This is a genomic window from Candidatus Defluviibacterium haderslevense, assembly GCA_016712225.1.
Taxonomy (GTDB): Bacteria; Bacteroidota; Bacteroidia; order Chitinophagales; family Saprospiraceae; genus Vicinibacter; species Vicinibacter haderslevensis.
On sequence record JADJRL010000003.1, the window covers coordinates 281,441 to 296,719 of the forward strand.

Below are 15,279 nucleotides of genomic sequence, written 5' to 3' on the forward strand. Positions count from 1 at the left end.
TGGTTATTGGTGAATCATTAATTTTGTTCTATATTGATACCCATTGGTATTTATGGTTAGAAAATAGATTCCGGATTTTAAATTCACCTGTAGATCATTTGTATGTGTATGAAGTTGGGTCATAAATAATTCTTTTCCCTCCATAGAGTGAATTTTTAATATGGATTTGTCAAGTGAATTTCCAGAATGAATTTCAAAAGTTCCGGAATTAGGATTGGGCCAAATGGTAATATCATCATAAACGATTTGATCTTTAGTAGCAACCACTATAAGTTGATAACAATCAGAAATGATAGTACAGGCATTTCTCTTGATTTCAACAGCATAGTTTCCGGATTGATTTAGTGTGAGATTGCGTTGGGTCTGACCAGGAATAATCGCAAATTGATTATTGCAATCCAACCATTGATAGGAACTAGCATTAGCTTCTTCTGCTTTTAAAGTATTGTTCTCATAGATAACTGTAGGGATTGGATCTTGATCTATAGTTATTCGGTAATTGATTATACTGTCACATCCATACTGATCTTGATAAGTTCTTTTATAAGTTCCTGATGTATTGATAGTATCATTCTGTATTACATATGAATTGCAAGCCCTAATATTCACATTAGCTGTAGAACTTTTGCACGCGCCCTGTTTGTACATGTAAGTATAAGTCTCCGTGGTATCCTTTTCTTCTCCTATGGCATAAACTTTGAAATAAACGGGTTGATTCACGGCATTAGGTGGAATTGCTGCAATCGTATTCCATAAATTATTGGAATATGTAAGTTCTATTCTCTGATCTAATGATTTAGTATCATGGGACCACAGTAAATAGACTTGAGTTAAATTTTTTGAATATTCTATATCAGCCATTATTTTCATGGGTTCATTTCTTGGAACTAATCCAGTAGTTGTAAGTTTAAAGCTAGGAAGTACCGTATTAATTTTTGGATAGGATAGTCTGTCGATTAAGTCCACTTCCCATAATCCTCTGCCCCAGGTTGCCGCCTTCAAGGTATTAGATCCATTATGAATTTCCAAATCTCTTACAGTTGCATTGGGCAATAGCTCATTGTATAATCGCCAGGTGGTATCAGACATAGCTTTTACAAATAAACCAATCTCTGCACCTACATAAATATTTCGGTTTCTAGTGTGATCTATTGCTAAAGTTCTAATGGGCATGTTTCCCAAATTTGCCGTGATGTTAGTCCAGGTACGCCCAAGATTGTGAGAAATATAAATTTTCTTATTATCGGCTTCATATCGTTCAAAACAAACTAAAATAGTCGAATCCACATTGGGATCGAATATCACATCTGCAATGGCATATGAAGGAAGACCATTGAATATAGATTTCCAGGTCAAACCTTTGTCAGTACTCAAATTTAATCTTGCATTTTGAGCTACAACCATGATGTCACTGTTATTTTCTGCAATGGCAGCATGTCTAATGACACCTATATTTGGATTACTCAAATATTTCCAACTTCCTTCTTCTCCAAATCGATTGCTTATAAATACACTATCTGAAAAATGGTAAACATTCATATGATCTGATGGATCCATAACTAAAGGGGCAATCCAATCTGCTTGTGTACTTCCCGATTGAGGATTTGAAGATCCAAGACGAGTTTCCCCACCATCCAGTGTCAATACTCTGGATCCATATTGCCAACTGCCCATCATGATACTTTTTTCTAAAGGATGCACTACAGCTTCCATTCCATCTCCTCCGTTCCATTCCAGCCAACCTTCTTCATCGAGTATACTTGTGCCATTATCCTGAGATCCACCTATATGTATGTTACGATCGGATTGGCTGATTCCAATTCTATAAAATTCCCGCACTCCGGTCCCATTATTTAATCGCTCCCATGTAGCTCCGTTGTCGTAACTTCTGGATAAATAGCCATCTGTTCCAATATAAAAAACACCATCAATACATTTTGCAGCACGTAAGTCAGCATGAGTATAGGTATCATCAGGTTCTACGGTGTTCCATCGATTAATTTCAACAAAATTAAGTCCACCATTACTTGATCCTTCTAAATTTAAATATCCTGAAACCATGTGTAAGGTATCTTGATCAGAAATGGCAAAATTCCCGATACTATTATTTGACATAGCACCAATCTTTTCAAACACCAATCCTTTGTTTACAGATTTATAAATAAATTTATCATTGGTACTTGCGAAATATAGATTATTGGGTTGAGCAGGAGTAACATCAATGTAGCCAGCAATATTTTTACTCAAGTCAAATCCTGGCATAGGAGCTGATTGAAAAAATGTTTTACCCGCATTTATCGAAAGTGTAATTGTACCTTTAACACTCGGCGTGGTATTCATTAAATACATAGCGTTGGAATCCGTAGGATGAAATGCTATTTCAGTAATATTTGCTCCTGATAGCAACAAAGTCTGAGTTTTTAAATTATCAGTGGACCTGTAGAGTCCTTTGTTTGTTCCAATAAAAACCAAATCTTTAATCAATGGATGATATCGAATCACATTTACAGCCACATTAGTTCCCAAGCCACCAAAACCATTTGATGGATTTAATATTGTTGCTTCCCATTTGAGTCCTGAATCAATACTTCGATAAATGCCATGAGAATATCCGTTAGCCGCATTTCGAACATTGATCAAAATTTCATTAAACCGGTCAGGAACAGCAGCCATAGTATTCACACCGGTTGCAGTCAGAAAATCTGTGGTATTCAACCAATGCTTTCCGCCATCTAAGGTTTTCCAAAATCCGCCACTTCGTGAACCTAAATAGATTTCATCTGTATTGGATCTATTGACTTCAAAGCATTCTATTCTTCCAATACCGGGGTTGTACCCTTCAGTTATCCGATCAGCACTGTAGGGTCCCAGATCCTTCCATGCCAGATTAACTGAACGATAAGGCTGGTTCTTTTTAAACGACTGAAATATTTTTGCACCTAGGAGCGGATCGACATGCTGACGATTTCCATCTGGAAAATATTTACCCTCATTTTCACTCTTCCAACGCATGAATTCATTCCATCCCGAACCTTTTTTAAACCGATCTATAGTTGAGAAATACTGCTCAGCCATATCACAAACTTCATAGAAATTAATATTGGCATCGTACATGGCTTGTTTGTAGGCTTCTTGACCATAAGAATATCCTATGAAGATCAAAAAAAATAGTCCGACCAATTTACACTTCATATTTTCACGAATCATCATTTATCTATTTTGTGCGCTAAGATAGGTCAAATTATTACCTTATATCAGCCTTTATCCATTTTTGAAATAAAAAGTCAGAATCTGAATGATAAATTTAGAAGATTATTTTAGAGTAAAACAATGAAATGAAATGAAATAAATCAATTCATAATTAAATAAAATCGATTCAATTCATTTTAACAATAGACTTTATTTATTTTCTGGCAAAATTAAATAATCAGGAATTTCAATAGGTGATCTCGTTTCTAAATTGGAATTAAACATATCCGTCTGCAGTCTCCATTTATTTTTTTCTTTTCGATAAATGGCTATAAATTTACCGATATCAAGAATTTCCATCTGTGCATTCTTCATCACATATTTACCCTGAGAAATTAAAAGATCACCCGACTGTTCGATATCTATTAATTGCAATTCTAGTTTATGCAAGCCTCTCAATGAGACGGTCCTCCAAAAAGTAGCAATAGCCTCACGTCCCATCACTGGAGGTGCTCCAGGCGGATATATTACTCCCGCCGAAATATAAACATTGGCTACACTATCCCATTTCTGGTTGTTGATTAATCGAACCAACTCATTTTCAACTTCAATGACTTGTACTCTTGATTTAATGTATGTTGTACCTTTATTATCCATAGGCAAAATGACCCCTGAACCTCGATATTCAATGGTTGTGTCATTCGGCCATTTGTTGATTAAAAATTGTTCTACGGCAGAAAAAAACGCTTCAGGTTCGTCAATGTGTGGCATATGTGCTGAAGCTTTAAATTTCAATAATTTACTGTTAGAAAAACTGTTACTCCATTGTTGAAATGATTCATAAGGAATTTCATCTTTCTCACCGCCAAATATCAATACTCGAGATTTTACTTTTGTTAATCGACTAGCAATATCCCAATTACCCATTGATTTGAGGAGATAATAACTAAACGGACTTAATAAATTGGCTTGATTACAATTACATATATTACCCCATGCATTTCTGGCTTGAGCATAGGTCGGAAATTGACCTCGCGCCCATAAAGCATAATAATCCCAACATGCTTTTATAGAATCTACTGGTGATGACCGGTATTTTTTTCGATTTTGCCTTAGAATAAATAATGATGTGCTATCATGTTTTTTATCTGTATTATAATTAGCCATCCACGAGGCTGACAGCGGCAATGGAGATATTAAAATCATAGATTGCGTGCGCTCTGGGTAGAGACTGGCATAATACCCACAAATAAGACCTCCTGTGGAATGTCCAAGTAAATTGATCTTTTGTATTCGAAAATGTTTGCGGATGGTTTCAATATCTTGAATGGTTCTTTGAATGTTATATCTTGCTGTATCCTCAATGATTGACGAATAACCTGCCCCAGCTTGATCAAAAAACAGCAAGGTATGATGTGCTGCAAGTGGAGTAAGATCCGGAATGAGATAACTAGAACCGAAACTAGTTCCTCCATGAATCACCAGAAGGGTATCCTTCCCTTCACCCAAAATTTGATAATGCAATCTAACATAATCATTGGTTTGAATAAAACCCTCTGATTTTTTCAAACGAATGGTTTGTCCAAATGAAATATCAATATAAAATACAATTAGGCATAAACAACTCAAAACTTTGAATATGATGGAATAATACATTTTCATTTGGGGATTTTTGATAAATGGATGGATCGATAAAAAATAAAAATTCCTTTCGAAAAGTGACTCAATATATAAGTTAATTCACTTTTATTTAAAAAAATTTATACCTTATGGGTTCTAAATATAATAGTACCTTAGTGGCAAATAATCCACATCCTTAAATTTATGAAATATCTTCCACTCTTTATTAGTTTGCTACTTTTGAGCTTAGTATCATGCCATTCCAGTAAAAAATCTATAAACAAAAAATCAAACGTTGAAGATTTTGAATCCTTCTATACAAAATTTCACAAAGATGAATCATTCCAAATGTCCCGGATTAAATTTCCATTACAAGGCAAGATGGTTGATGAATCGGGTGATACCAAATGGTCCAAACAAAATTGGCTCATGATGAAAGTTAAAATCTATGACATTGACAAAAAAAAATATAAAGTAGAATATAAAAAATCAAAATCCACTTTCTATCAAAAATTCTGGATCGAAGGTTCTGGCTTTGGTGCTGAGTACCGCTTTGAATTATTGAATAATAAATGGTACCTGGTGTATGCCCTGGACCAGAACTTATAATTTTAAATCCAATTTGTAAACTTCCTTTAAGCGTTAACGTATTATCTTGGTTTCCCGAAATTCAATAATGAATTAAAATCTTAAAAATTCCAAAAACATTGGGTTATGGAATTTAACAAATTAATTACTTAAATATTACTTCACAGTATAATTGAATATCGCCATGCATTGGTTGAAATCAGTGGCTGTAACACTATATGTTCCCGGACCGGGTATAATAACAGTAGTGGCACTGCCTAAGCCATTGGACCAATTATACTTAATTGGTGCTGTACCACCATTTGGTTGAACCGACAAATCTTCTACTCCATCATAAGTAACCTGAATAGAAAAAGAATGACAATCTGCTTTTTTGGTACACGTAAATGCTTTACAGATAAAAAAAACAGCTAAAAGCAGTAATTTAATTTGAATAGATTTCATATGCATTGGTTTATTGTTTTAACGAATTAATTGTTATCCCTTACTAATCAAATATTTTAATATATTAAAATATTAATTAATATGAAAGAATTTTTGATTCTAAATGAAGTTTATTTCTGAGTGATGTATTTACAAATATAAAACTATCCTTATAATTATACTCATTTTACCTAACAAATGTTTGCATTATCCATTCACCTTCCCCAACCATTTATGGATCGCCATCAGACGCCAAACCAATTTAGCTTGAGCATCATTTCCATGTTGATAGTCCTGAACGATTTTCTTGGCTTTAGCAATATCTAAGAAATCAAGATTTTTATAATCCAAATTTAGATGATGCGCTAATTGTTGACGCAACCAAGTGGATTCTCCGGGTGTTACAAAACCTTTTTTATCTTTTCTGTTGTAAATGGCATCTGGCAATTCTTGCTTGAGTGATTCACGAAGTATATATTTTGAAACACCTTCATGGTATTTAGCATCAGCATTTAAAGAGAAAGCGAATTCTACAAGTCGGTGGTCCAGAAAAGGCACTCGACTTTCAATAGAAAATGCCATTGAATTTCGATCTTCGAATTGCAGTAAATTGGGTAGTGAACTGACTTGCATTTGGAGCTTGAGTTGTTCCTGAAATGCCGATTTATTATAACTAGATGATTGTATAACGGTCTGTTTTTCTAATGGAAGAAAAGGCAAATTGTATTTATACTCTAATGCTAATAATTCACTCGGTGAAAATATGGAACAAGCAAAAGATTTTTTAAAAAGTGATAGCGACGATACCCGATCAACTGAATGATTAATTTCTTTTGCAAATTTGAAATAATTCAGCCATTTGCCTTGCTTCAACAAATCACCGCCCAATGCAAATCGAGTATGTTTGTAGCCAGCTAAATATTCATCACTACCCTGTCCATCCAAAACAACTGTGATATTCTGTTGATGGATAAAACGCATTAAAAAATATTGCGAAATATATGAACTTCCAATAATCGGTTCATCATGTAAAGAACACATGGATTCAAATGCTTCATCAACCTCAGCATTCTTTGGCTCATAATAAAACGGATCGATACCCGGATATTGGTCTATCAGTTTTTTGATAAATGGTCGTTCGTCTACTTCATGATCTCCGGAATAAAATATGGAGAATGATTTATAAATAGTATCCGGATATTTGGATTTAATAACTGAAGCAATGGCACTACTATCTAATCCTCCACTAAGACAGGCAGCAACAGGTAAATCACTTCTTAAATGAAGATCAATACTTTGATAAAACAAGGATCGGAATATGTCTTTGTTTTCTTCAAAAGTATTGGTATTGGTCACTGAAGTGTTGATATCCCAATATTTTTCAATGTGCAATTCACCATTTATTAATTCTAAATGATGAGCTGCAGGTAAAGAATGTACGACTCGGTAAAAAGTTTCTGTTTGATGATGAACCCATCCCAGTTGCAACGCCCTATAAATTTGATCGTAATTTAAATCATTAGTAAAAGTTGGTGTGTTCACTAGTGCCTTGACCTCAGATGCAAAATAAAATCTACCATTAATAAAAGTATAATAAAATGGTTTGATTCCAAACCGATCACGGGATACAAATAAACGTTGCGTTTTTTTATTGTAAATGACCATCGACCACATGCCCACCATTTTTTGAATCGCTGCTTTCCCCCAGCAATCATATGCTGATAAGACTACTTCAGTATCCGAATTGGAAGTGAAGGTATAGCCCAACAATTGAAGTTCAGATCTAAGCTCCAGATAATTATAAACTTCACCATTAAATACAATCACCCAATCTTTAAATTCTTTAGGTTGGTTACCACCTGAAGTCAGATCGATAACACTTAGTCTATTATGTCCTAAACCAACTGCTTGATGAAAAAATGTATTTCTGAAATTTGGTCCCCGATGTGCAATGGCTTGGAGCATTGAATTAAGTCCCGCTTGTTGTTGGACATTATTTAATGTCTGATCTACAAATCCTGCTATTCCGCACATATTTTAATATGATTTAACGAGTTCGTCACAAATGGAGGCTAGCTGTTTACATTGATTTCTACGTGAGTATGTATTAATTGCATCTTTGTCCAATGCTAAATTCGATGGATGTAAGTTGAATCTTTGTTGAATGTGTTGTTTTATTAATTGGATATCTGTATCAAATGGATAAATGATTCCTGATTTTGTTTCTTGTAAAATCGTATCTACGTCACCACCAGGTGTTCCAAATGCCAGAATAAAATGATGTGTGGCTAAATATTCAAAAATCTTTCCTGTGAGTATTCCCCTGGAATCATGATTCTTAAACAACATCAATAATAATAAATCAGCATCTTGCTGAAGATCTATCGCTTCTTGATGTGATACATATCCCTTATGATTGAGATACGGTTTAAGATCATTGGATTGAATGTCTTCTAATACAACAGTATCAATTTCTCCAACTAAATTTATTTTTAATTTTTGTGCAAATTCATGATTTTCTTTTACCAATAATCCTAAGGCTATCCATAAGTTGGTTGGATTTTGTAACGCTGCTAATCTACCTGTATAACAAATTGTAAAGTTTTCATTTGCAGTAGTTCTTGCCTGATGAATTTGGTCGAAGCCATTATAAATAATTCGGAATTTTGATGAATCCCTTTGATGATTTATAGTCATAAAATCATTCAATAATTGACTTCCGACTGTCGTAATCCGATCAGCTTCTGCAATTACAGAAGATTCGAGTTTATGGTGTGCCTTTCTGGATGAAGGAGATAGTTTTAATTTATTGAAATAAACCAACTGTGTCCAAGGATCCCTGAAATCAGCGATCCAGGGAATACCCAATGTACGCTTCAATTTCAGACCAATCACATGCATACTGTGAGGTGGTCCGGTACTGATAATGAGGTCTATTTTTTCTTTTTGAATGTATGATTTTAAAAATCGTACAGAGGGCTTAATCCAAAATTTTCTGGGATCAGGAATAAAAAAATTACCTCGGATCCATGTTATCAATTTTTGTGAGGTCTTGAGTTTGGTATCTTCTTTCCATATTTGTTGTCCTACGGTTAATTCCTTTTGACCTAGTAATTTTTTGTATAATGCGTAAGGTTCAAAAATAGGTCTTTTAATAACACACAGATCTGATGGAATTTCTTTTTGCAAGCTTACATCTTTAAGCTCGAAATCCGGATTCAAGGGTGTGTAAATGATGGGCTCCCAACCAAATTCACGAAGGTATTTTGCAAAATACAACCACCGCTGAACGCCGCTCCCACCACTGGGTGGCCAATAATAAACGATGATGAGTACTTTTTTGATATTTGGAAATTTTAAGGACTAAACTTTATTCATTAGGCTAAAGTCTTCGCTAAAAACGCAGGGCTAAGTTAATTATTATTTGGGGTTTCGGGCTTTGGATTTTTATGGACATGAATACAAACACCTTCGAATTGGGCTTAAATTGAATCAGATGACACATCCTTATTGAGCCAAATATAGTGGTGCTATGTTATTTCATAACATATATAATAAATATTTAATATAATACATATATTATAAATATTTTATATATATATTTGCACAACAATCAATTTATAACACTTTATAAAAAGATTGTATTTAATACCAAAATCAACTCAATCATGAGCTCAAATCTCGCCATAAACGCACTTAAAGTGCTGTTTGTTAACATTTTGTGTTTTTTTATTTTCCAGAATGCCATTTACTCAACCTCATTAAATGGCCTTCCTAAAGCATGTCCAATGCGTAATGGTCAAGGGCTTCGTTCCGGAAAATTGAGTTTGCGACCCTTGGCAATAGACGTACAACAATGCGGTGGTACTTCAAATATTCCTTGGGTGAACCCAAAAAATACTTCTTATGCCGATGACCTTTACACCGAATTAAACCTATCACCAGGAGCAGCATCTGAATGTCTTTGGCTACATGATTTTGATCTAAATATACCAGATGGCAGCACCATCTATGGCCTGGGTTTGGAAATAGAAGGTCACACCACTTCTTCAGGTATAACACCGGTTCTCATTCAACTTACCGATAAAAACGGAAATGCCTTAGGAGAAAACAAAGCTGGCACTTCCATCAAAGGAGCCTGGGCTACCGGCAACCCTTCAAACGATAAAACATGGACTTATGGAGGCGTAAACGATATGTGGAGCCTCCCATTAAATCCCTCAGTAGTCAATGCCTCAAACTTTGGTTTTAAAATTAAATTAAAAAATAACAGTACCTCACTTACAACCCTTAGATTGGACAAAATCCGCTTAATCATCTATTATACAGCGCTTCCTTCGACTTGCATGAAGGCTTGTGCTTTTTTCTATGTAGATCCGGTGCCTGGAGCCATCAAATATCACTGGAGTTTTCCTAGAGAAGTGATCCAAATTTCTGGTTCTCAAAATGATTATTATACCTATTTGAATTTTGAACGATTACCTAATGGCGTCCACGACATTTGTGTGAGTACAGAAAGCAATCAAGGGATTTCTTCACCTTGCTGTATGTCCGTCTTAGTCAGTGATTGTTCATTGGGGTCAATTGGGAATCGAATATGGTTGGATGAAAATACAAACGGACTTCAAGATCTCAATGAACCGGGACTTGCCAATATGTCCGTGAGCCTTTTCGATGGATTCACTAAAAAACTTTTGACAACTACCTACACCGATAAACAGGGTATTTATAAATTTGATAGTCTCCTCACAGGTTACTATTATCTAAAATTTGATAACCAATTAAATTATAAAATTAGTCCTGCGCATCAAGGAAATGATATCACTCAAGACAGTGATGTGGATGGTTCTATTGCTACCAATACTACGGAAATATTTTATTTAAAACCTGGACAACACAAAACGGATATAGATGCTGGGTATTATGAGTACGCTTCAGTTGGAGACCAGGTATGGGAAGACCTGAATCAAAATGGAATATTTGATATCAACGAACCCGGAGTTCCTCAGATCAAATTATATCTGATTAATCAAGCCAATCAAATAGTAGATTCCACTTTAAGTGATGCTCAGGGACACTATTTATTTCCTAAGGTCATCGTTGGCAGATACACCATTCAGGCAGTAATCCCAAATGAATATGGCGTAGCCGACTATAAAGTTGGTAGTCCAGCTAATGATAATGATTTTGATGCTACGGGTAGAACACAGTCATTTCAACTTAATATTCTAGGATTCAATGCAGATATAGATCTTGGATTATATCGGGTATCCGCCATTGAAGGATTGGTTTGGTATGATCGAAATAAAAACGGTGAACGAGAGTTATCAGAACATAACATGGGATTCATTCCTGTATTCCTACTTGATGCTTCAAAACGCATAAAAGATTCAACACTTACTGACGGCACAGGTCATTATGTGTTTAATAAACTCAAATCAAATATTCCATTTTATGTCCAATTCAAAATTGAAACCCAATATGCTTATACTTTAAAAGACCAAACTACTGATGATAAAGATAGTGATGTGGATCCACAAGGTTTATCTGATCAACTGATACTACCAAGAGGAACTACAACTAATATTGATGCCGGTTTTTATTTTGATTGCACCGCATCTGCTGCGAATTTAAAATTTGATTCGTCATCAGAACCATGTGATTTGGGTCAAGGCGTCACAGTGCATTTTTCTGAAATTCAAACCTATTTTATTCCACAAAATTATGCGGTGAATTATTTACTTGTTCGTACAAATGATCAGGTCATTGTAGATGTCGCAGCACAAAATTCTTTTCTTGTAAATGGTGGAATATCCTATGAAATTATCGCGTTCATATACGAGACCAATATTAATGGACCTAATTATTTTGATATCAATACCATTCAAAAAGGAATATCATCATTTTCCAAATTGGAAGAATCACTTAAACAAAATTTTATATGTTATTCGGTTTCAAAAATTCCATTAACTATCTTAATCGATAACTGCGGTAGCATCAATGGACAAGTTTGGTATGACTATGGATTTGATGGTATCCACGATCCACAAGACAAACCCTTTGCAAATGTTTTAGTTTGCTTATTAAATGCCCAAAGTCAATTCCTGGATTCTGCTCGAACAGATCAAAATGGAATGTACCAATTTACCTATTTGAATTTAGCCAACTCGTATAGAATTCAAGTAAAAAATCCATCCGGATTTTTATTTACTTTAAAAGATGCATCAGGATTCGAATTCAATGATTCCGATGTGGACCTTGGAGGATACTCGGACATTGTTCAAATTCCCGGTACACGTTTATTAACAATAGATGCTGGTCTATATATCGATTGTAAGATCACGCTTGGCCAACTCAAATCCAGACCCCTTGAATTTGAATGCTACAATGGAGGAACTCAAATGATTCATGCTGATTTAATTATTCCACATAATATTCCATTTCAATATCAAGTCAAATACTTGCTTGCCTTTGGCCCAACTCAAAAAATTATTGGAATATCAGACACACCGGATTTCAGTGTTTCTTTTGCAGGTGTATTTAGTATTTATGCTTTTGCTTATAATCCGATTACCACAGATTTTAATTATTTTGATCTCAATCAAATTGTGCTCAACCAAACAACCCTGGTGGATTTAGCTTCATTGTATTTAAACAAAAATATTTGTGCAGGTATTTCTCCACGTGGTACTAATTTCATTATCAATGAATGTATACATTTCAATGGTTATGTATGGTATGACGAAAACAGAAATGGTCTTCAGGATGTAGCAGAACCTCCGGTCCGGGATTTGAATGTTTATTTATATAATGACCAGGGAACCTTATTGGATTCCATGATGACCAATTCCAATGGACAATATGCTTTTACAAGCAGAACTCCGGCCTTTGATTACCAATTGCGTTTTGCAAATACCCCAAATTATGAATTTACCATTCAGGATGTTGGTCAGGATGAAGCCATAGATAGTGATGTTGATTTTAATGGTTTATCCATAATCTACAGCATTCCGGGAGGAACCAATCAGCGTGTTGATGCAGGAATTAGTTTAAACTGCTTTGCAATCGCTCCTTCGCTTTATGATATCAACAATCAACCCATCATTTGTTATGCACAGCAATCTGTACACATGGCAGCTGGAATTCAAAGTCCTATGAACATTCCCTCAGGATTTCGATTAAAATATTTTTTGATATCAGAACCAGATCACATAATTATATCCAGTTCAGATACTTCACTATTCGAAACGAATACCTTGGGTCAATATTCTATTATTGCTTTTGTTTTTTCAGAAGACAATACGAATTCAGATTATTTTGATTTCAATCAATATGGAAGAGATGGAGCAGACTTTGATTACATTACAGAATTTATTAGCGACAAAGGAAGATGTGGTTCTATAAGCGCTGTCTATCCATCATTTAATATTAATGAATGCAGTAATGTGAATGGTTATGTTTGGGAAGATCAAAATAAAAATGGTATCCGAGAAGACTTTGAACCTGCATTAAATCAATATAAGGTCATTTTATTGGACATGCTACAAAACAGATTAGATAGTACTTTAACCCAAGCCAATGGTTCTTATGAATTCAATCAAGTGGTATATGGTAATTACCTCATCCGCTTTGAACATTTACCTACTTTTGATTTTACAATTTCAAATCAAGGAGCAGATGAATTGAGAGACAGCGATGTAGATAATCTTGGAGACATCGTTCTTAATTTATTTACTCAGACCGTTCCGTCTCTTGATGCCGGATTAATTCGGGATTATGGTCAATTAGGTGATTTTGTTTGGGTGGATAAAAATGGAGATGGTATTCAAGATGCCAATGAAACCGGAATTAATGACATCACCCTGCATTTAATTGAAGAATCAACTGGTACTATAATAAGAACATTACAAAGTAAAATGGATGCTAACAATAATCCGGGATTCTACGAATTTAAATATGTTCCCCTTGGTCAATATTATGTTGAAGTTCAATTACCGGATACACTATGTGTAACGAAATTTAATCAAGGTACAGATACTACAAAAGATTCAGACTTCTCTTTAATCAATGTCAGTTTCAGAACACAAACCATAGATGTAACATTGAATCTTAATTTGCAAGATGTTGATTTGGGATTATTCCGTAAGTCCACGATTGGAAATTATGTATGGATGGATGATAACAGGGATGGAATACAAGATTTAAACGAGCCAGGAATTAATGATGTCACCGTTTTAGTTTTTAGATCAAACGGTACGATGTTCGGCGAAATCAAAACCAGATACAATCCGGATACAGGTCTGGATGGATTTTATGAATTCAATGATCTTGTTCCCGGAGACTATTACATCAAATTTGAACCTAATTCTGGCATCATTCCGACCTTACCCAATATCGGAAATGACGATGGATTAGATAGCGACATTACAGGTGCTAATGGTCTTAATACAACAGATCTATTTAATATTATTTCCGGTACTTTTAAACTTGATTTAGATGGTGGATTTAGATCCGGTGGTTTGATTGGAAACTTGGTTTGGAATGATGCCAATTCAAATGGATATCAAGATGAACATGAAAAAGGCATACATGATATAAAAGTATATTTGGTAAATGACCAAGGTCAATATGTAGATAGTACGTTAACCAATATCAAAGGAGAATATCATTTATCAGCGTCTGAAGGTGCATACTATTTACAATTTGAAGTTCCAGATGTCTTGAAAATCACAACTAATGATCCATCATTACCACTGGACATGAACAGTGATATTGACAATTCACATGGTTATGGCACTACAGAAATGATGTACTTACAAAATGGAGATAACATGTGGTATGTAGATGGTGGTCTGGTGTATAAATCCATATTGGCTATAGAAGACATTCATTTGGATTATACTATGCAAGGTAAAGACATTCGTTTGAATTGGAATTGTATAGGAAATTTTGATGGTGGCACTATGGAAATTTTACGTTTTGAAAATCAATGGGAAATAATTGGCACTCAGGAAAGTTATCCACAAGAAAAAATGACAAACTACACATTTCTTGATCAAAATATTAATCTGGAAAACATTAAAGATTTAGCTTACAAAATCAGATACACACATCAAAATGCAATTACAGAAAGTAATATGATTCAAATAGCGCATCACAATAAAGCAAGTCTTGTTCTGTTAAATAATCCGGTACAACAAACCATACAATGGAATTTCATCGGTGCCAAGTTTATGAAATGGGAGTTATACAATAATCTTGGTGTTCAAATCATGCATGGTGAAAGTAATGCAGAGCTAGATCAAATTAATGTAGAACAACTACCAGCTGATGTTTATCATTTAAAATGGGAATCTATAAACGGCAATGGAATCATTCATGTAATAAAAAAATAGAGTGATGGGATGAATCCCTCACTCTACTTTAGACAATTAAATCACATATTTAAACAACCAATAT

7 protein-coding genes are annotated in these 15,279 nt (G+C 34.6%); 2 read left to right on the forward strand and 5 right to left on the reverse strand.

Going from position 1 to position 15,279, the window contains the following annotated elements:
- Positions 1-3 precede the first annotated feature (3 nt).
- Positions 4-3,192, reverse strand: a complete 3,189-nt coding sequence (locus IPK88_01500; GenBank protein ID MBK8242074.1) for a T9SS type A sorting domain-containing protein — start codon at positions 3,190-3,192, stop codon at positions 4-6.
- A 207-nt stretch (positions 3,193-3,399) separates the two neighbouring features.
- Positions 3,400-4,851: an alpha/beta hydrolase gene (locus IPK88_01505; GenBank protein ID MBK8242075.1), complete on the reverse strand. Its 1,452-nt coding sequence runs from the start codon at positions 4,849-4,851 to the stop codon at positions 3,400-3,402.
- A gap of 306 nt (positions 4,852-5,157) precedes the next feature.
- Here IPK88_01505 and IPK88_01510 point away from each other — a divergent pair, with 306 nt between their 5' ends.
- Positions 5,158-5,418: a hypothetical protein gene (locus IPK88_01510; protein MBK8242076.1), complete on the forward strand. Its 261-nt coding sequence runs from the start codon at positions 5,158-5,160 to the stop codon at positions 5,416-5,418.
- Between the two features lie 135 nt (positions 5,419-5,553).
- On the opposite strand, the gene IPK88_01515 is transcribed toward IPK88_01510, so the two are convergent.
- From IPK88_01515 to IPK88_01525, 3 genes are all read right to left on the reverse strand, one after another.
- Positions 5,554-5,841, reverse strand: a complete 288-nt coding sequence (locus IPK88_01515) for a hypothetical protein (protein MBK8242077.1) — start codon at positions 5,839-5,841, stop codon at positions 5,554-5,556.
- A gap of 186 nt (positions 5,842-6,027) precedes the next feature.
- Positions 6,028-7,854, reverse strand: coding sequence for an asparagine synthase (glutamine-hydrolyzing) (asnB, locus tag IPK88_01520; GenBank protein ID MBK8242078.1), 1,827 nt, complete (start codon positions 7,852-7,854; stop codon positions 6,028-6,030).
- Positions 7,855-7,857: 3 nt separating this feature from the next.
- Positions 7,858-9,099 (reverse strand): glycosyltransferase, encoded by a 1,242-nt coding sequence (locus IPK88_01525; GenBank protein ID MBK8242079.1) that lies wholly within the window; start codon positions 9,097-9,099, stop codon positions 7,858-7,860.
- Between the two features lie 389 nt (positions 9,100-9,488).
- Between IPK88_01525 and IPK88_01530 the strand changes: the two genes are divergently transcribed.
- Complete coding sequence (locus IPK88_01530) at positions 9,489-15,215, forward strand: hypothetical protein (GenBank protein MBK8242080.1); 5,727 nt, start codon at positions 9,489-9,491, stop codon at positions 15,213-15,215.
- Positions 15,216-15,279: the final 64 nt, after the last annotated feature.